This window comes from Candidatus Omnitrophota bacterium (assembly GCA_034717435.1).
In the GTDB taxonomy this organism is placed as follows: Bacteria; Omnitrophota; JAUWXU01; order JAUWXU01; family JAUWXU01; genus JAYELI01.
Genome location: JAYELI010000020.1, coordinates 22,388 through 42,413 on the forward strand (window position 1 = coordinate 22,388; position 20,026 = coordinate 42,413).

The following is a 20,026-nucleotide window of genomic DNA, read 5'->3' on the forward strand; positions in this document are numbered from 1 at the left end:
AAGTGCACACCTTAACCGAAATTAAAAATAATAACGCTAAAAAGGTCATTCTGAGGCCGAAGGCCGAAGAATCTCAGAAAACACGGTTTTATGGGAGATCCTTCGGTCGCCCTTCGGGAATACTCAGGACTTCCTTCGGTCGCTTACGCTCCCTCAGGATGACACCTATCTTAAAAAGAACAAGATTAAGGACTTAGGGAGTGTGCAGTTTTAAACTTTAAACTGTGCAGTTTTAATTTTTAAATAACACTTCTTGATACACAATATATTGTAGTTGCCCAGTTTATTGGGCGCTCTATGCTGTGCCTGATAAATCAGGCAACCACTACACTGCGACACAGTCTGAGTTTAACCATGTGTGTTTTTAGCTTAACTGCATCGGCATAAGCACATAAAGATACTCATCGCCAACCCTTATCACCCCTGGTTTCTCGGGACCGGCCAACTCCAACACCACTTCGTCTTGCTCTATTCTTTTTAAAACATCTATTAAATAGCCCGGGTTAAACCCCACAACCATTTGTTTTCCTTTATAAAATGCAGCCAACTCCTCCCTGGCCTCTCCTATCTCTGGCGCTTGATTAGAAGCCAAAACCTTGTCTCTAAATAACTCCAACCTCACAATCCGGGAATTGGGTGACGCCAAAAGACCGGTCCTTTTTATCGCCCCCAAAAAATCTTCCCTTTTTACCCCTAGTTTTTGCTCAACCACCGAGGGGATTATTTGTTCATAAGCGGGAAAGTGGCCGTCTATTAGCCTGGAAACAATAACGGTGTCTTCGAGTTTAAAAACAATCTGATTTTGATTGAAAAACATCGTTACCTCACCCTCCTCTTTTAGCGCCCGGTTAAGTTCGCTGATGGTTTTAGAGGGGATTATCGCTTCTTTTTTTACTTTACCGGGGTTGGAAATTTGTTTTTGAACCAAAGCCAACCTCCTGCCGTCAGTGGCCACTAAACGAAGTTGGTTGTCTTTTAAAACAAACAATATTCCACTTAAAACATACCTTGTTTCATCTTTGGAAACAGCAAATGATGTTCTGTTTAATAGTGTTTTTAGGGTGTTTTGTTTCATGGTTAACGGATCTTTTGTCTCTGTTTTTGGTAATTCAGGAAAATCCTCTTTAGGCAGACCCATTATTTTAAAAAACGCTTTTTCACAGGTTATCACCACGTTGTTGTTTTTTTGGGTTGAAATAACCACATCGTTATTGGGTAATTCTTTTATGATGTCGCCTATTTTTTTAGCAGGCATAGTAATACCGCCTTCTTCTAAAACCTCGGTCGGTACGGTGTGGGAAGTGGTTATCTCTAAGTCGGTGCCAACCATGTGAATTTTGTTGTTTTTGGCCTCTATTAAAATATTGGATAGTATTGGTAGTGTGTTTTTTTGGGTTATTGTATTAGATACCTTTTGAACCGCTGTTTGTAGTTTTTCTTTAGGCGCTCTTATTTTCATTAAACCCCCTCTTCTATTAATATATTTTACTATTTAAAAAAATCGTAGTAGTAGTCTTGGTTGTGAATATGTGGATAAAAACACAACCCCAAACAACCCAACTAAATAACACAAAAAAACAAACAAACAAAACCGTTTACCTATCCACAAACTCAATTTTTTATACTGCGGGATAACACGCCTAATAAATGTTCTAACTTTTGATTGTTTTTTAAACCCTTTTTTATTTTATTGTGGGCGTATAAAATAGTGGTGTGGTCTCTTCCCCCGAAAAACTCTCCTATCTCGGGCAGGGAGTGGTCGGTTAACTCTCTAACCAGATACATCGCTATTTGGCGCGGATAAACAACAACCCTGCTTCTTTTTTTAGCCCGCATATCAGATATCCGAACATCAAAATACTCAGCAACCCTTTTTTGTATCAACTCGATGGTTATTTTTTTGGCTTCCTCGTCCAGGGTGTTTTTTAATACCTGCTGGGCCAACTGGGTATTGATTTTTTCTCCCAAAAGCGAGGCGTAAGCAACCACCCTGATCAACGCCCCCTCTAACTCCCGGATGTTTGATTTTATTTTACTGGCAATAAAAAAAATAACATCATCAGGGACGGCCGCTGTTTCTCTTTCAAGTTTCTTTTTCAAAATAGCGATTCGTGTTTCAAGATCCGGGGGTTGGATATCCGTTATCAAACCCCACTCAAACCTCGAAACCAGCCTTTCCTCCAGGCCCGGTATCTCTTTCGGCGGCCGGTCGCTGGAAAGAACTATTTGTTTATGGGCGTCGTAAAGCGTATTAAATGTGTGGAAAAACTCTTCCTGGGTGCTTTCCTTGCCGGCAATAAAATGAATATCATCTATCAGGAGAACATCCACAGTCCTGTATTTTTGCCGGAACCTCAGGGTGGTTTTATTTTGGATAGCACTGATCAGTTGGTTGGTGAACCGCTCGCTGGAAATATAGACCACATGGCCATCTTTGTTGTTTTCCGTTACGCAGCCGGAAATAGCCTGCAGGAGATGGGTTTTGCCTAACCCCACGCTGCCGTAGATAAACAAGGGATTGTAGGCCCTGGCCGGCGATTGGGCCACGGCCATGGAGGCGGCATGAGCAAAACGATTGCCGGAGCCGACTACGAAGTTATCAAAAGAATACCTGTGATTTAAGCGTTTTTGCTGGGTTGGGGTTTTTTGTTTTTGGGAAAACGTTGGTTTTTTTTCCGGGGGCTGAACAACAAACTCTACATTTATTTTTTTATTCGCGTTAACCCCCAGGGCTTTTTTGATTAACGGCCGGTAGTGCTCTATTAACCAGTCTTTGAAAAATTTATTCGGGACAGCTACCTTAACTAATTTTTCTGTACTTGAAATCAAAGTGGTGGGGCTAAACCATGTTTGAAAACTTTGGTTATTTAAATCCCGTTTGATTATTTTTAACGTTTTTAACCAGAGATCGTTGCCGTTATCGGTGTTTTCAACCATTTTGATTTCCTTGTGTATGTTAACAGCCTGCTCCGCTGGTTGAGAAAATAGCGCCATTTTATAACTAATTGACTTGCAGGGTGTTATGACGGAAAGATTTTATTCGGCACGTGCGTTGATGCAAGAAAGAGAAATTATTCACAAGTTATCCACAGCCTGTTTTGCCCAATAAATAAACCGCTTACAAACCAATTTTAGAAAATCTAGTATATAATACATCTTATTTTTTAACAAAGCAAGAAAAAGTTTTGTTTTTTCTTGACCGCTGTATCCTTTTATGTTATATTTAACAAGTTATGAAACAGACCTATCAACCATCTAAGCGCCGACGCAAAACAACCCATGGTTTCCGCAAGCGGATGGCCAGCCCGGCCGGCCGGGCGATACTCCGAAGGCGCCGGCGTAAGGCACGGGTAAAGCTTTCCAGTTAAAGGAAGCACCGCCACAAAGAAGATCGTGAAGAAAATACTGATTTTTCTTATTAGTCTTTATCGTAACTATCTGTCGCCACTGAAGATACCGACCTGCCGTTTTTATCCTACCTGTTCTGCTTATGCCATGGAGAGCATAGCGAAAAAAGGCGCATCTAAGGGTTTGATAGTCAGCTTAAAACGGATATTAAAATGCCACCCGTTGAGCAAAGGCGGCTATGACCCGGTGGAGTAAAATTTAGCGCATTATGGAAAAAAGAGTAATTTTGGCTGTTGTACTTTCAATTTTAATAATTATCACTTTTCAGCATATCACAGCCAAAAACTATCACAGTCAATCCCCGGCAGAACAAACCGGCCTGGTTTCGCAACAAATCGAACCCGGCGCTGAACTTTCCAGCCTCGAACCTTCTGCCCAAAAACCCATGCCTTCAGGCGCTAAGGATGTGGTTGTAGAAACCGGCTTGTTCAAGCTGGTGTTTACTACCAGCGGTGCCAGGATCAAGAGCTTCCAATTAAAAAAGTATGATGGAGTGGAGCTTGTTTCTTTAATTTCTCGCGAAAACCAGGATTATCCCCTGACCGTAGTGTTCCCGGGCAGGAAAGATCTTTCAGGGATAAACTTAGCTATCTATAAGCCAGACAAGAAGTTACTACTTTTAAATGATAGCAACAAATCTGGCTCGATCAAGTTTGTTTATCTAAATAACAAAGGTTTCAAAATAACCAAACGGTACACCTTTTCTTATGACTCCTATGTTTTTGATTTAGGCCTTACAATAGACAGAGAGCATGGCCAAACATTAAAAGACAAAGTCTTTTTGATAAAATATGGGCCAGGCATTACCCAGCCGGACACAAAAGAAGTCAGAAGGGTTTATAAGGGGCCTGTAGTGCGTATCCAACAGGATCCCGGTGTGCCACCAATAATAAAAAGGGAAAAGTATGGCCGGGATGAAAGGTCTCAGTTTGTTACGCGCAGGTATAAGGGAGACATATCCTGGATCAGCCTGCAGGATAAATATTTCATAGCCGCCCTGATCCCGTTTGAGGCTACAGGAGCAGCAATAATAGAAAAAGATGAACAAGGGCAGTGCAGTATAGCCCTGGAAGGCGTTAGCAAGCCGGAACAAACCTATAATGTCGGGTTTTATCTTGGTCCTAAGCACGAAAAAAAACTTAAAGCCTTAAACATAGGCCTGGAAGAGATAATTGACTATGGGTTTTTCGGGCCGATTGCCAGATTACTCGCCGTTGTCCTGAATATTTTTTATCAGTGGACGCATAACTATGGTTATGCCATAATATTATTAGCCTTTGCTACCAAGATAATTTTTTATCCTTTGACCCATCGAAGCTTTGAAGCAATGAGAAAAATGCAGGAGGATATGAAGGTTGTTCAGCCTGAGTTGGACGCTTTAAAGGGGAAATATAAAGATAATCCCCAGAAACTGAACAAAGAAACCATGGAGCTTTACAGAAAAACAGGGGTTAATCCTTTGGCTGGCTGCCGGGGTGGGTGTCTGCCTTTGTTGTTGCAGATGCCTGTGTTCATAGCGCTTTACGTTGTACTGTATAACGCTATCACGCTGAGGGGTGCTCCATTTGTATGGTGGATTACGGATCTTTCGGTCAAAGACCCTTATTATGTCCTGCCGATATTAATGGGTGTAAGCACGCTTGTCCAGCAAAAAGTAACCGGCTTAGGTAAGACAGGCGCTGACACACAACAAGCAAAGATGATGATGTGGATGATGCCCTTGTTTTTAATTTGGATATTTGCGAAATTTCCGTCAGGGGTGGTGTTATACTGGTTTGCTTTTAATGTGTTTACGTCTATACAGCAACTATTGATTACTAAAGTTAAACCGCCAAAGCAGGTGCTTAAATGAACGAGAAGCCATTGACACGCGTAGAAGCAGAAGGTAGGACCACTGAAGAGGCGATTAAGATAGCCCTGGCTAAACTAGGTGTACCTCGTGATGAAGCAAAAATAGAGATATTGGCTGAGGGGAATAAGGGGCTGTTTAACATGAAGGGTATCAAACAGACAAAAGTAAGAGCAACCCTGAAGAAATAATGTTTTACGTGAAAATATTCTAACTGAAACATTTTGAAAAAATTGTTTCACGATAAACAATTTTGTAACGTGTTGAAATAAACAGGGATACAGCGTAGGTGTTTTTTCGCTGGGGTTGTAGGTTACAAATTACAAGTTACAGGCCGTAGGTTTTTACTTTCGTCATTGCGAGGCTGGCGGAGCCAGTCGAAGCAATCTCATTTAAGGAGATTACGTCGGTCGCTCCGAAAATTTAGGGTTTCTTCCAATGAATGACAAAAGGGGCGAAAATGATTCGGCAACAAGGATATTTTTATTTAATGACGAATAAAACAGACACGGTTATCTATGCCGGTGTTACCAGCGAGTTGCAAAAGAGGGCTTATGAACACAAACAAAAGACAATAGAGGGATTTACCAAGAAATACAAGATTAATAAACTGGTTTATTATGAAGTATTTGATGATATAGAAAATGCGATTTTACGCGAGAAACAAATTAAAGCAGGCTCTAGGCGAAAAAAGATAGATTTGATCAAAAGCGTGAATGCGGAGTTTAAAGACTTATACGGCGAACTTTGAGATTGCTTCGTCGTCCTTGACATCAAAGATGTCAAGGGCTCCTCGCAATGACGATGAAGGACGATCGCTCGCAATGACGATGAAGGACGATCACTTGCAATGACGATGAAGGACGATCGCTCGCAATGACGATGAAGGACGATCGCTCGCAATGACGAGGAGAAGCCGGTACTTGCAATGTCAGAAGGGAAAAAATTGTTTCACGATAAACAATTTTGTAACGTGTTGAAATAAAAAGGGATACAGCGTAGGTGTTTTTTCGCTGGGGTTGTAGGTTACAAATTACAAGTTACAGGCCGTAGGTTTTTACTTTCGTCATTGCGAGGCTGGCGGAGCCAGTCGAAGCAATCTCATTTAAGGAGATTACGTCGGTCGCTCCGAAAATTTAGGGTTTCTTCCAATGAATGACAAAAGGGGCGAAAATGATTCGGCAACAAGGATATTTTTATTTAATGACGAATAAAACAGACACGGTTATCTATGCCGGTGTTACCAGCGAGTTGCAAAAGAGGGCTTATGAACACAAACAAAAGACAATAGAGGGATTTACCAAGAAATACAAGATTAATAAACTGGTTTATTATGAAGTATTTGATGATATAGAAAATGCGATTTTACGCGAGAAACAAATTAAAGCAGGCTCTAGGCGAAAAAAGATAGATTTGATCAAAAGCCTGAATGCGGAGTTTAAAGACTTATACGGCGAACTTTGAGATTGCTTCGTCGTCCTTGACATCAAAGATGTCAAGGGCTCCTCGCAATGACGATGAAGGACGATCACTCGCAATGACGATGAAGGACGATCGCTCGCAATGACGATGAAGGACGATCGCTCGCAATGACGATGAAGGACGATCGCTCGCAATGACGAGGAAGGACGATTGCTCGCAATGACGAGGAGAAGCCGGTACTTGCAATGTCAGAAGGGAAAAAATTGTTTCACGATAAACAATTTTGTAACGTGTTGAAATAAACAGGGATACAGCGTAGGTGTTTTTTCGCTGGGGCTTATATGGCTAAGGTTATAACAATATGTAACCAAAAAGGCGGTACCGGCAAAACCACTACTGCTGTAAATTTGGCTGCTTATCTGGCTGAGCAGGCTAAATCAGTACTTTTAATCGATATAGACCCCCAGAGCAATGCTACCAGTGGGTTAGGAATTGACAAAACCTCTGTAAAAACAAGTATTTACGAAGCGTTATTAAGTTTGCACACCTCAATTAAAGACATAATTCTTAATACCCCCATAAGTAACCTGAGCTTAATACCATCTAAATTTGACCTTAGCGGAGCAGAAATAGAATTAGTACACATCCAGAAACGGGAGTTTGTGTTAGGGGTTGCTATAGACCAGGTTAAACCAATGTATGATTATATTTTTATTGATTCTCCGCCGTCCCTGGGTCTGCTTACTGTAAACGCAATAAATGCCGCTGATTCTGTTCTTATGCCAATTCAGTGCGAATATTACGCTTTAGAAGGGTTGAGCCAACTGCTTAATACCATAGAACTTATAAAAACCAACCTCAATCCGCGCTTAGAGATAGAAGGCGCGGTTTTAACCATGGCTGATTTTCGAACCAACCTTTGTCAGCAGGTGATTGATGAGGTGAGGAGTTTTTTTAAAGGCAAGGCCTATCAAACAGTGATTCCCCGTAGCGTGCGGCTTTCCGAGGCTCCGAGTTTTGGCAAGCCGATATTGCTTTATGATAGAACATCCAAGGGCGCTATAGCATATCGGGAACTTGCCCAGGAGTTTTTACAACGCCAGGTGGTTAAAGAAGATACAACAGCAGGAGATAGAAGCTTGCAACCTGAAACAATAAGTGAATAAAACTAAAGGCTGTAGGTTGGGAAGCTGATTTTATGAATGCAAACAATACGGAGGTTTAACATGAAAAAAGGGGGTTTGGGAAGAGGGTTAAACGCCTTAATCCCGGAAAAAATCGAGACACAAAAAGCTTCCCCGGCAGAACAAATCACCCGCGTTAAAATTAACCAAATAGCCACCAACAAATATCAGCCCCGCCAGGAATTTGACCAGGGAAAAATGAATCAATTAATTGCCTCAATCAAAGAAAAAGGCATTATCCAACCGGTGTTGGTTAGAAAAACTTCGGAAGGTTATGAATTAATCTGCGGAGAAAGAAGAATTAAGGCAGCGCAGGCTGCCGGGCTTGAAGAGATCCCGGTTGCGGTCAGGAATGTTTCCGACGTTGAAAGCCTGGAACTTTCTTTGATTGAAAATATCCAGAGGCAAGACCTGAATTCAATAGAGCGGGCAAAAGCCTATAAAAGATTAATAAATGAATTTGGCCTTTCTCAGGATGAACTGGCAGCTGCGCTTAGCAAAGACCGGTCTTCGGTCGCTAATACCCTGCGCTTACTGAAGCTACCCCAGCCTGTCCAGGATTCTCTGGCTCAGGGAAGGATTACTGTTGGCCACGGCCTGGCTATACTTTCTTTGGCCAGCCCCCGCTTGCAAATAGAAGCCTGCAAAAATATAATCCTTCACGGTCTTTCAGTAAGGGAAATAGAAGTTGCAGTAAAAAAAAGAGCCGCGGTCAAAAACACGGTTAAAAAATCTCCCCAAATCATTGAGATAGAAGAAAGGCTTCAGCGGGTTATGGCTACCAAAGTAAACATCAAGGCCGGCCGCAAAAAAGGAAGAATAGAAATAGAATATTATTCATCAGAAGACTTGAACAGGATTGTGGATATACTTACAAAAAAATAAAAATACTAAATACCACACATTAAGTCATAGGTCATAGGTTTTATGATTTAAAACTTACAACTTATGACCTTACCGCTTAGGTTTTAATGTATTGAAGGAGTTTTTATGATGCAGCAGACATTAGTATTAATAAAACCGGATGGTCTCAAAAAATCCCTTACCGGTAATATATTAACCCGGCTTTCTGAAACCAAAATGGATATTATCGCTGCCAAAATAGTTCGGGTAAGCCGGCAGCTTGCCGAACAACATTACTTCCAGCTTAAGGAAAAACCTTTCTACGAAGAACTGATTAAATATATTCGGGGGGCATATCACAAGAAAAAAATAATGGCCCTTGTCTATTATGGGAAAGATGCAATCAGAAAGGTGAGAGAGATAGCCGGTTCCACCAATCCTGAAGAGGCCGACAGCGTCTCTATTCGCGGAGCTTACGGAAGAATAACAACCAAAGGGGTTTATGAAAATGTGATCCACTCTTCTACCAGCGAAAAAGAAGCGGAACGAGAAATAAAACTGTGGTTTCAGCCCGATGACATCATCGTTAACCTTTACCCCTCCAAGAAAGTAACCCAAAAAAATACCAAAAGAAAAGTTTGGGCTTGACTTTATTTTCCCGTAAGGTTAAAATATTATTGTAATGGATAAACGGACAACAAAAACCATCCTTTTAGTAATGGTCTTGGTCTGCGCGTTGAGCGTTATTGTTGCGGCCAAGTCCTTTTTTTTAGAGCAGGCCACGTATCAAAGATATCTGGAAACGAAACAGACCTTGACCGGGGAAAATCTCCGGCTGACTGCGAAAATAGAGGAATCCGGCAGGGCAATTTCCAAATTTAAGCTAAAGCTGCAGGAGACGGCTGAGAGGTTTGAGCAGGCCAACCGTCAGTACAGCGAGCTTGAGCAAAGACATAAAATGCTGGTTTCCGAGAAGGATAAGCTGAATACAGAGTTAACCAACCTGGCCAAAGAAAAGATGGCTTTAGAGGGAAAAACAGAACGGATGAAGTCAGATCTGTTTTTCGGCCGGGTGCTGAAAGAAAGAGCCTCTTTAAGGCTGCAGGTAACGAGGCTGGAGCAGAAATTTTGCCAACAGGAACTGGAAACAAAAAAATTAACTGCTGAAAAAGCGGATCTAAAGGCAGATCTTCGGACCGTGGTTGGGGAACGCCGGGAAACAGAAGAGAAAGCTGAGGAAATGCTTGAGGTTTCCGATATCCTGGGCCAGGAGCTGGCCAGAGAGAAAAAGAACAGGCTTAAGGTTGTTGAGAAACTAGACAGGGAAAAGGCAGAAAATAAATATCTGCAGAACCGGATGAATGATTTAACCAGGCAAAATGCCGGGTTAGAACGCAGGCTTACTCTGACAGACAACAGACTGGCAAAGAAAGAGGCAGATAAAAGCCGGTTAGCAGATAAAATAGCTGAATTAAATTCATCGCTTAAAGAAAAACTGGATGAAATAGAGGGGTTGAGGCTGGTGTTGGGTTCGTTAGAAAACAGGGTTGCAATACTGGATGATAAACTGAAGCAAAACAAAGCAGCCAACGTCCGGTTGACGAAAAAATCAGCCGGGGTAGATGTATCAGAGAATATTGTCGAGTTATCCCCGATAATAATTAAAGCAGCCCTATCTTCTGGTAGCGCTGAATCTGAATCAGCTGATTCAACAGGGGTTGAAGCGAATTTTCCACAAGGCCGGGTGCTGACAGTAAACAAGGAATACGAATTTGTGGTTATTGACCTTGGGCAAAAAGACGGGGTAGAGGCCGGGATGCCGATGACGGTTTACCGCAGCGGCAGGGAGATCGGTAAGCTTGAAATACTCGAGGTCCACTCCAGGATATCGGCCGCTGACATAAAACCTGTCAGCGGAAGAAAAAAGAAAAAGGACATCAGAATAGATGATGTAGTAGTGCTGGATGCCGGAAGATAAAATATGTCCTATCTGCAAAAGAAAATTCCTGCCTAACAAACATAAAAAAAATCAAAAAGTCTGTTCGCGGCAGGAATGCCAGCGCCAAAGACAGCTTCAAAACCTGGCTGCCTGGCGCCAAAAAAACCCCAATTATTTTAAAAACCTATTTCCTCGATCGCGGTGATCTGCACCAGAGACCCATCCTGTAATTCTCCCCGGGCCTCGATTACTACCAGGTCATTTACCTTCAACCCCTCAACAATCTGTACATAGTCGCTGGTGGCATAACCCCTGGTTACCCGGGACAGCCTTACCTTACCGGTCTTTACCTCGTTTTCATTTACCTTGAAGGACTCTGCCGGGATAACCGGCACCATCATTGTTTCCGAGCCGGTGATTATTAAACTTGCCGAAGGGATTATCAGGGCATCGGACAATTCAATGATCACAACTTCGGCGCGGCAAAACATTCCAGGCAGCAGCAGTCCCTTCGTGTTATTAACTTTTATTTTGGCGGTCAGGGTCCGGCTTCTTCCTTCCACTATTGGAAAAATATTATCAATTTTTCCGTTAAAAGCAGTATCGGGATAGGCATCCACAAAGACTTTTGCTTTTTGGCCCAGCTTTATCTTGTGGATATCCCTTTCGACTATACCTACCTCAATAAGCACATTCTTTGTTTCTAAAAGCGAGCCAACCTTGTCCTGAGGAGTAACAAATTCTCCTTCTTCGGCCTCGCGCGGGCCCATCAGCGCGTCCATTAATGCGTAAAGGCTGGTTTTTTTCAGCTCATTCTCGGCTAATTCCTGTTCGGCCTTGATTGTTTCTGATTGAAATTTAGCGCTTTCACACTCTAGTTCTATTTCTTCCAACCGTGCTTTAATGATTGCTCCAGCTTCATAAAGCTTTTGCTGGACCTCTAATTTTTTCAGGCTGGAGCGATAGGCAGCCCGGGAAGAAGCAAGTTTGCTTTTAGCGTATTCTAATTTGAGCTGAGCATCTTCGGGATTTAGGCTGACGATAAGATCTCCCTTTTTTATTTTTGCTCCTTCGCGGAAATGGATAGTTTTTATGACTCCGTTTATTTCAAACCTGAGCTCGATTTCCCGCTCGCCTTTAACAGTTCCCATTACCGGCAGAACGTCAGAAAAGCTTATCGGCATGACCTTCAGCGCCCTGACCAGGATAGGGCGGGCTTCCGGTTGTTCAAGCGGTTTAGGTATTTCTTCGAAAGATGTTTTTTCAGTTGACAGCCGGGAGGATTTTGTTGGCGTAGAAGCTTTAGATAATGACTTTTGCCCGGGCAGGCGGATGGAGGTGGTTTTAACAACGCCCCAGGCAATAAACAGTATCCAAAATACGAGAAATATAATAATGATTAACCATGATTTTTTGATTTTCATAATCTTTTTCCTCGTTACTTTCTTATATCTTCAAATACAAGATAAATACTAGGAATGACAAAAAGAGTTAAAATCGTTGACACGCTTAAACCTCCGATTACCGTAATAGCCAGGGGCGACCAGAGGTTTGAAGATTCACTCCTGTCCATGGCCATTGGTAAAAGCCCCAAGATGGTAGTCAAGGAAGTCATTAGTATCGGCCTTAGTCTGTCGCGGGAAGCAGCGATTATTGCCTGGCGCACTCCGGTTTTGCTGACGTAAGAACCGCGCCTGCGGATTAAAAAATTAATCCGGTCAATCAGCATAATTGCGTTATTAACAACTATACCGGCTAACATAATTGCGCCGATCAGGACGCCTGTACCTACGGGTTTGCCGGTTATCCGCAGGGCAGTTATTGCGCCTACTGCTGCCAGCGGTACAGAAAACAATATAATAAACGGCTGACTGAATGATTCGAAAAGACCGGCCAGAATCATATACACCAGAATTATGCTCAACAAAAGCGCAAAGCTTAACTCTTTCTGATTTTTAATCATTTTATCATAATTACCGCCGAATTGCCAGAAATAATCTTTGGGAAGTTTTAATTTTGAAAGCGCAAGCTTCACCTTGCCGGCAGCAGTGCCCAGGGCCGTACCTCCGGTGTTGGCGCTGACCTGGACCATGCGTGATTTATTTTTTCGCCAGATTTCGCTCGGGCCGAGGTCATATTCAAAATCAGCCAACTGCGATAAATAAATTTGTTCTTTGTCAGGGGTAAGTATGCTGAGCCGGCGCAGGTCTTGAAATGTCTTACGGTGTTCTTCTTCTAAGCGCACGATTGTCTCAATCTCTTCGGAACATTGCTGTTCCGGGGTAGAGACGGGTATGGCCGTTTGGCTGGTTTCCCGCTTAAGCCGGATCAGCGGCTGGCTGGTTCCCCGGTAGTGCGTGGCCACCAGGCCGCGCATCTGGGTATGAAGGCCGAGGGCAATGTCTTCTACCGATAGGCCAAAAAAGGCCGCTTGTTTTTTGTCAACATTCAGGCGCATCTCCGGCCGGCCTTGCCGCATCCTGATTTTGACATCAGTAAACTTAGGGATTGGCTGTATTCCCTGCGCTATCTGCATCGCCAGGCTTTTTAATACTTCATAGTTATATCCATAGATCTCCAGGAGGACTTCCTTTGTGCCGACCTCTTCGGGTTCCTCGTAGTAGATGAACGCTGTTTCAATCTTATCAGTAAGGGGCCTTAGTTTTCCAATTACCTCGGCGGTAGAAATTTTTCGTTTATCTAAAGGTAAGAGTTCCACGTATACCTTGCTTGACCAAGGCTCAACCTTGGCAGTAACTGTTTTTATCTCGGGCCGGCTGGCGGCGATTTTTTCCACCTGGGAGACAATTTTATCGGAGATTTCCAGCCTTGTTCCTGTGGGCAGCTGCACGAAGATGGTAAACTTATTTTGTTCAGCCACACCGATGAACTCCCTTTCTAATTTCTGCGATTCCTGAAATATATAGACAAAACTGCAGATGATCAGGATGATAACCAGATAGCGGAGGTTTAAACCAAAACCGGCAAGCCGCTGGTAAAGATTAAAGCGTTTTTTAAAAGGGATCTTTGGAAGAGGGGAGGCAGAGAGTGTTTCGGTTATTTTAGGAGACCGGGGTTTTTTTATCTTCATCTTTGCCGTTAACATCGGCACAAAGGCTAAGGAAGCCAATAAAGAGGCAAGAAGAGAAAAAGTGATTGTCAGGGCAATTCCGCTGTAAAGCATTTTGATTTCAGGGTTGATAAAAACCAGCGGCAGAAAGACGACCAGGGTGGTCATTGTTGAAGCAACGATTGCCAGAAGCATTTCATTGGCTCCGGTAATTGCCGTGTTTTTTTCATCAGGCTGGCCGGCTGGCTGGCCAGCTGAGGGTTGTCTTTTTTTGAAGATATTTTCTAAAACAACAATTGAATTATCCAGGAGCATCCCGATACCCAGGGCCAGGCCGGATAAGCTCATTACATTCAGGGTAATCTTTCCGAAGAACATCAGGCTGAAGGTAAGCAAAAGAGAAATAGGAATAGTCGCGGTAATAATAAACACTGACCGGAGGTTTCTTAAGAAAAGCAGAAGAACCAATGTTGCCAGAATTGCGCCGTAGCCCAGAGAGATTTTAACCCGGTTTACTGCACTCTGGATGTAGGCGGCCTGATTAAAAGTTGAAGTAACCTTTGTATCCCGGGGCAGGCTTTGCTTTAAGGATTTTATTTCTTCGTCGATCAACTGGGATATCTTGACTGTATTGGCGGTGGATTCCTTCTGGATATAAATAGAAACTACCGGCTGGGTATTTACCCGGGCAAAGGCAGTTGGTTCTAAATAAGAATCAAGAACATTGCCGATGTCCTTAAGCCTGATTACCGAACCTTGTTCGGTCGTAGCAATTGCTAAGTTTTCGATCTCGGATAGAGACTTAAGCTCACCGATTGTCCGCACCAGGTATTTATCCTTCTGCCTTTTTATTTCTCCGGAGAGGAGGTTGACATTATTGAGATTGATGGTGTCTACTATCTGATTTATTGACAGGGAATAAGCCCGGAGTTTATGCTGGTCTATTTCAATCAGGATTTTTCCTTCTCTTCCGCCGCTGACTTCAGCCCGGGCAACCCCTTCGATCCTCTGGATACGGCTTTTTATTTTTTCGTCAACTATCTTACGCAGGTCTTCCGGAGTACGGATATTGCTGGTTATCGCCAGGATCATTATCGGTACGTCCATATATTCGTATTTGGCGATTACCGGTTTTTCGATTTCCCGAGGGAGCTTGTTTCTGATCCGGTTGAATTTTTCCCGCACCTCCAGGGCGGCAAAATCCATATTCGTGCCTGGTTCGAACTCCAGGATGATCGTGGCATTTCCCTCTTTGGATATGGAGAGGATGTTTTTAAGGTGAGTGACCGTGCCTACTGCTTCTTCAACCGGCCGGCTGATGCGTTTCTCAACCTCTGAAGCCGGAATCCCGCCGCGCACATTAATATTAATCGTGATATCACCGAAGCTGGTGTTAGGCATCATTTCTACCGGCAAAAGCTTAAAGGCAATTACGCCGATCAGCACTATGCCGACAAAAAACATCGATATTGCGGTAGGTCGTCTTACGGATAATTGAGGTAAATTCATGTTAGTCTGCCGGTCGTCCGGTCTAGGGTTATCGCTTCCTTGTTTCTTGCCAGACAGTTAAATCTTCAAACCTTTTTATTTTCATCTTTATTTTTTCCTTTGACTGGTTGACCGGTGGACCGGCTGACCGGCTGACTAATCTCATACCACCGCCCCGGTCCCAATGGTCCGTGGGCTTGTAAAAGTTTTTTGTCCAGCAGTTGTTTCAGGTCGCGCGCTGCCGTGGGGGTAGAGACGTTAAACAATCCGGCATACTGCTTGCGGGTTATTTTGTTGATGGTTTTTAGTTTTTCTAAGACTTCTGTTTGCCGCAGATTTAATTCCTCTGTCTGGGGCGGCGGTTCAGGCTTAGGTTTGACTTCAGGCTTAGCCTCAATTTTGGCCTCAGATTTAATCTCAGGCTTAGCCTCAACCTCAGGCTTAACCTCCTCGGGTTTTTCTTCGGTGAGTTTTGGTTTTATCCGTTCAGCCACAGTTAGATACAGAGCAGGAATTATCACCAGGGTTAAAAAAGTAGCCGAGGTTAAGCCGCCGATTACGGTCAGGGCTAAAGGCGCGCGCAGTTCTGCGCCTTCTCCGATGCCCAGGGCTAAAGGAGTGAGGCCTAAGACGGTTGTGAGAGAGGTCATCAATATTGGCCTGAGCCGGGTCTTGCTGGCCAGGATTACCGCCTCTTTTGGCTCGTGGCCTTGTTTTCTCATCCGGTTGATAAAATCAATTAGTACTATTCCGTTGTTAACCACGATCCCGCCAAGCATAATTATGCCCAGGTAGGCAACCACGCTAAGAGGAGTGCGGGTAATAAAAAGAATAAGACTTACGCCGATCAGGGAAAGGGGGACAGTAAACATTATAATAAACGGCTGCCAGAGTGATTCAAACTCCGCAGCCATAATCATATAAACCAGAACAAAAGCCAGGATTAAAGCAAATGCCAGGCTCTGAAACGACTCTGACATTTTTTGTTGTTCCCCGGCAAAGCGAAAGGAGTAATCCTGTTTAAAAAAAGGAAATTTTTCTCTGGTTGAATCTAATACTGCGCTGATTTCGTTAGTTACCTTGCCTAAAGGCCGGTTAAATATATTGGCAGTAACCAATATTGTTCGCTGTTGGCCGACCCGCCTGATTTCAGTGGGTCCGGTACCCTTGGTCAGGTAGGCGACCTCTGAAAGAGGTATGTTCATTGCCAGAGGTGAATGGATCAACAGCCTTCTTAACATACTCATGTCACTGCGGTCTTCGGGCCGCAGACGGACGCGGATATCTATTTCTTCCCCGTCTTTTTCCTTAAATTTTGTAGCCACATAGCCCTTAAGCGCAACCTGGGCAGTAAGCGCAATGTCCCGCACCGAAAGCCCGTAAAGCGAGGCCCGGTCTTTGATGATATGAAGTTTTGTTTCCGGGCTGGATAAGACAAGGCTGTTCTTAACCCCGTATACCCCTTTTATTTTGCATATCTTTTGTTGAACTGCCTTGGAGATGTCGGTCAGGCGTTCAAGATTTGGGCCGCTGACTTCCACGACGATCGGCGCCCCTTCTTCTAAAGTAGTGCTTAATGATGATTCCTGGGCAATGTATTCGATCTGGCCGCCTTGCAGATCCTGGTGCCGGAGATTATTTTTGAGATACTGGATCACCTCTTCGGTTGAAAGCCGCATCCCTTTCTTAAAGGACAGCTTTTTCAGGTTAACCATGACCTGGGCTTGGTGCGAGCCCATGGTCTGCAGGGTTGCTTCTGCTGAAGCCTTTTCTTCGCTCGAACCGATATTTATGGTTACGTTTTTGATTTCTTTAAGCTTAAGAAGCAGCTGCTCAATCTTGGTTGCCACCTGGTTGGTGACGCTTAAGCGGGTTCCCGGAGCCATATCCACCTTGACAATAAATTGCCGTTGGTCAACGCTGGGCAAAAACCGGCGCTCCTGTTTAGCCAATATCACCAGGCTTATTAAAAAGGCTGCAAAGACCACTGCAATAATAAACAATTTGCCGGAGAGCAGGCCGGAGATAAAATCGCCGTAATCCTCGGTCCATTTATTCAATAGCCCTTTACTGTCATTGCGAATTCCGCGAAGTCCCGAGCGAAGCGAGGGGAAGGGACGAAGCAATCTCAAAAAACGAGATTGCTTCGTCCCTTTTGCTCCCGGCAACGACGACGAACGGAATTGGCGCCGGCCCAAAGAAATCAACACAGGCACCAGAGAAATAGCGATAACTATGGACATCAATAAAGAAAAGGTTATGGTCATCGAAAGCTGTTTAAATATCTGTCCGGCAATTCCGGTTACAAAGGCAAACGGTATAAATACCGCTACAGTAGTCAGGGTTGAGCCGATAATCGGGCCGGTCATTTCGCCTGCCCCGTCAATACAGGCCTGGGACAGGCCCTTGTCCATTTGACGGTGCCGAAAGATGTTTTCAATTACTACGACCGCATTATCAACAAGCATTCCTACCCCAAGGGCAAGGCCGCCTAAGGACATCATGTTGAGGTTTATCTTGTTGAAATACATCAGGCAAAAAGTGGCCATGATCGAAATTGGCATCGAGACAGTAATTACTACTGAGGAACGCACCTGACGCAGGAAAAACAGAAGGACGAAGAAAGCCAGTATTCCTCCCTGGATCGCTGCATTGCGCACATTAGCGATTGCCGCCCGGATAAATTGAGACTGGTCGTAAGTTACCTCGATCTTAATACCCGGGGGGAGTTTCTCAGAGAGCAGTTTTTGGATTTCGGTCTTTACTTTTTTAACCACGTTCATAGTGTTAGTGCCGGACTGCTTCCTGATCACCAGGGAGATGCTGTCTTTTCCGTTGTAGCGGGAGATGCTCGTTTTTTCCTTTACTGTATCGTGGACCAGAGCAACGTCTTTAATATATACCAGCCGCCGGCCTTTCTTTTCCTTTTCTTCCTTTTCTTTGGTTGTTTCGGCTTCCTCTTCAGGCAGGTCAAGCGCGGTGGGTGTTTCCTGGATTTCGCTGATATCCTGGTATTCGCCCATTGTCCGGATCAGGTATTCGTAGAAGCTTTCTTTTATTGTTCCGGCCGGATAGTTAAGGTTGGCTTTTTTCAGGCTGTCTACGATGGAGATGATTGAAATCTGCGACGCCCGCAGCCGGGGCTGGTCGATTTCAACCACGATTTCCCGTTCAGCCCCGCCGCTGATGATTACCGAGGCTACACCCTCAGCCTTTTCAATCGCTTCTTTGATGTATTTCCGGCAAGTCTCCCGCAGTTCCAGAGAAGGCATTGGCCCGGTTACGGCCAGGTTCATAATCGGCAGGTCAAAAGGATTATACTTCATTACAATCGGCTCTTCTGCTTCGCGGGGAAGCCGTTCTTTGATCAGGTCAATTTTTTCCCGCACGTTTAAGGCGGCAAAGTCCATATTTGTTCCCCAGTTGAATTCAACGATTACCAGGGACAGACCTTCTTTAGAGATTGAACTGATTCTTTTGACGTTATTGACCGTGCCGGTCGCCTCTTCGATAATTTTGGTGATCAGGCTTTCTATTTCTTCCGGGGCGGCGTTTTCATAGGAGGTGACTACGGTGATCTGGGGGTAAGTGATGGAGGGAAACAGCTCCTGGGGGAGTTTGCTCCAGGAGATAAACCCTAAAAGCAGAACCGCAGTAAAAACCATTATCGCGGTAACCGGCCTGTTTACAGAGAGTTTTGATATGTTCATATTAGTCTGCCAGTCGTCCGGTCTGCCAGTCGTCCGGTCTGGTTGACTGGGCGACAATTAAAAACAAAAAAAGGGGATTACCGCATCGTTGTTGATGTTTGGTTACCCCTAAGGATATTTAGTGTCAGATGTTATATGGTTATTAGTTCTTATCTAAGATTGTGATCATGCGGGCAAAGTTTTGGTCCCCCCTTTGTTCATACCACATGTCTACTCTGTCGCCTTTCTTAATTGCTGTCAACATGAGCTGCATAGGGTTGCCATCAACAACCTTGATTACCCTGGTGTCATTAGGGAGGATAAGAATAAGGCGGTATTTATCGTCCTTTTTTGTCTTATATTCTATCTCCAGGGTTGAAACAGGTGTTTTTACGCTTAAGGTACAGGACACAACCATTCCTTTAATCCTGCGCAGGTTTATTTTAGCTAGATTCAAGGTTTGAGAAAGGGCCTGTTGGGAGAGCGCAGTTGTCGAAGATCCGTCTTGCACAACAAGATACGGGACATGGATCTCTTTATCAGCGCTTTTTATTTCCTCAATAGATACAACCTCAAAAGCCTTATATTTGAATATAGTTGTTTTCCGGCTCAAAGACCTGCCGTTTTCATCAAATGTGGTTTCTGTATCGCTAACTTCGATATTAAACGATGATTCGATACCGGTCAGGGAAATTATCTTTTTCTCCAGGTTTTTCTTCGGCCTTATCTCTTTCTCGATAATCTCACCGCTCAGAGAGTAGTTTTTTCGCCCGGCAGTGGTTAAGATAACAAGCTCTTTTTTTGTGCCGAATTTTCCGACAGAAACCATTCCTTTAATTTGGGAAAGAGTGGTCAATCTAACGGGGGTGGTATCTGACTGTTGGGCAGAGGCGGAATAACAAAAGCAACAAAAAAGAAAAAGAATAAACAGTTTTTTTATCACGATTTCAGTATATAGCTCTTTTCTTTTAGTGTCAAGCATAATCCGTGGTTTTGTTATCTACGAATTAAAAGTGCGCACCTTAACCGAAATTAAAAATAATAACGCTAAAAAGGTCATTCTGAGGCCGAAGGCCGAAGAATCTCAGAAAACACGGTTTTATGGGAGATCCTTCGGTCGCCCTTCGGGAATAC

General features: G+C 43.8%; 16 protein-coding genes. 10 read left to right on the plus strand and 6 right to left on the minus strand.

Annotated elements, in window-relative coordinates; translation table 11 throughout:
* Positions 1–364: 364 nt before the first annotated feature.
* Positions 365–1,459 carry a DNA polymerase III subunit beta gene (gene dnaN, locus U9Q08_01455; protein ID MEA3328396.1) on the minus strand — a complete coding sequence of 365 codons (1,095 nt, stop codon included), beginning with the start codon at positions 1,457–1,459 and terminating at the stop codon, positions 365–367.
* A 152-nt stretch (positions 1,460–1,611) separates the two neighbouring features.
* Entirely contained in the window at positions 1,612–2,994 is a 1,383-nt protein-coding gene (dnaA, locus tag U9Q08_01460) for a chromosomal replication initiator protein DnaA (protein ID MEA3328397.1), read from the minus strand.
* 239 nt (positions 2,995–3,233) lie between these two features.
* Between dnaA and rpmH the strand changes: the two genes are divergently transcribed.
* The 10 genes from rpmH (at position 3,234) to U9Q08_01510 (ending at position 10,684) form a co-directional block, all read left to right on the plus strand.
* Positions 3,234–3,368, plus strand: a complete 135-nt coding sequence (gene rpmH, locus U9Q08_01465; GenBank protein MEA3328398.1) for a 50S ribosomal protein L34 — start codon at positions 3,234–3,236, stop codon at positions 3,366–3,368.
* Between the two features lie 25 nt (positions 3,369–3,393).
* Positions 3,394–3,603, plus strand: a complete 210-nt coding sequence (gene yidD, locus U9Q08_01470; protein MEA3328399.1) for a membrane protein insertion efficiency factor YidD — start codon at positions 3,394–3,396, stop codon at positions 3,601–3,603.
* A 13-nt stretch (positions 3,604–3,616) separates the two neighbouring features.
* Complete coding sequence (gene yidC, locus U9Q08_01475) at positions 3,617–5,260, plus strand: membrane protein insertase YidC (GenBank protein ID MEA3328400.1); 1,644 nt, start codon at positions 3,617–3,619, stop codon at positions 5,258–5,260.
* Positions 5,257–5,448, plus strand: a complete 192-nt coding sequence (locus U9Q08_01480; GenBank protein MEA3328401.1) for a Jag N-terminal domain-containing protein — start codon at positions 5,257–5,259, stop codon at positions 5,446–5,448. The genes yidC and U9Q08_01480 overlap by 4 nt, the downstream gene beginning before the upstream one ends.
* 269 nt (positions 5,449–5,717) lie before the next feature.
* Positions 5,718–6,008, plus strand: a complete 291-nt coding sequence (locus U9Q08_01485) for a GIY-YIG nuclease family protein (protein ID MEA3328402.1) — start codon at positions 5,718–5,720, stop codon at positions 6,006–6,008.
* A 422-nt stretch (positions 6,009–6,430) separates the two neighbouring features.
* Positions 6,431–6,721, plus strand: a complete 291-nt coding sequence (locus U9Q08_01490; protein ID MEA3328403.1) for a GIY-YIG nuclease family protein — start codon at positions 6,431–6,433, stop codon at positions 6,719–6,721.
* Positions 6,722–7,020: 299 nt separating this feature from the next.
* Positions 7,021–7,845: an AAA family ATPase gene (locus U9Q08_01495; GenBank protein MEA3328404.1), complete on the plus strand. Its 825-nt coding sequence runs from the start codon at positions 7,021–7,023 to the stop codon at positions 7,843–7,845.
* Positions 7,846–7,905: 60 nt separating this feature from the next.
* A complete protein-coding gene (locus tag U9Q08_01500) occupies positions 7,906–8,748 on the plus strand; it encodes a ParB/RepB/Spo0J family partition protein (GenBank protein ID MEA3328405.1) in 843 nt (280 codons plus the stop codon).
* 105 nt (positions 8,749–8,853) lie between these two features.
* The gene (locus U9Q08_01505; GenBank protein MEA3328406.1) at positions 8,854–9,354 is read left to right on the plus strand and encodes a nucleoside-diphosphate kinase; all 501 of its coding nucleotides are present in this window, start codon (positions 8,854–8,856) and stop codon (positions 9,352–9,354) included.
* Positions 9,355–9,388: 34 nt separating this feature from the next.
* Positions 9,389–10,684, plus strand: a complete 1,296-nt coding sequence (locus U9Q08_01510) for a hypothetical protein (protein MEA3328407.1) — start codon at positions 9,389–9,391, stop codon at positions 10,682–10,684.
* Between the two features lie 137 nt (positions 10,685–10,821).
* Here U9Q08_01510 and U9Q08_01515 read toward each other — a convergent pair whose 3' ends face one another.
* The 4 genes from U9Q08_01515 to U9Q08_01530 all read right to left on the minus strand — a co-directional run bounded on the left by U9Q08_01515 (position 10,822) and on the right by U9Q08_01530 (position 19,721).
* Complete coding sequence (locus U9Q08_01515) at positions 10,822–12,069, minus strand: efflux RND transporter periplasmic adaptor subunit (GenBank protein MEA3328408.1); 1,248 nt, start codon at positions 12,067–12,069, stop codon at positions 10,822–10,824.
* Positions 12,070–12,083: 14 nt separating this feature from the next.
* The gene (locus U9Q08_01520; protein MEA3328409.1) at positions 12,084–15,224 is read right to left on the minus strand and encodes an efflux RND transporter permease subunit; all 3,141 of its coding nucleotides are present in this window, start codon (positions 15,222–15,224) and stop codon (positions 12,084–12,086) included.
* A 65-nt stretch (positions 15,225–15,289) separates the two neighbouring features.
* A complete protein-coding gene (locus tag U9Q08_01525) occupies positions 15,290–18,913 on the minus strand; it encodes an efflux RND transporter permease subunit (GenBank protein ID MEA3328410.1) in 3,624 nt (1,207 codons plus the stop codon).
* Positions 18,914–19,055: 142 nt separating this feature from the next.
* Positions 19,056–19,721 carry a hypothetical protein gene (locus U9Q08_01530; GenBank protein MEA3328411.1) on the minus strand — a complete coding sequence of 222 codons (666 nt, stop codon included), beginning with the start codon at positions 19,719–19,721 and terminating at the stop codon, positions 19,056–19,058.
* Positions 19,722–20,026 lie beyond the last annotated feature (305 nt).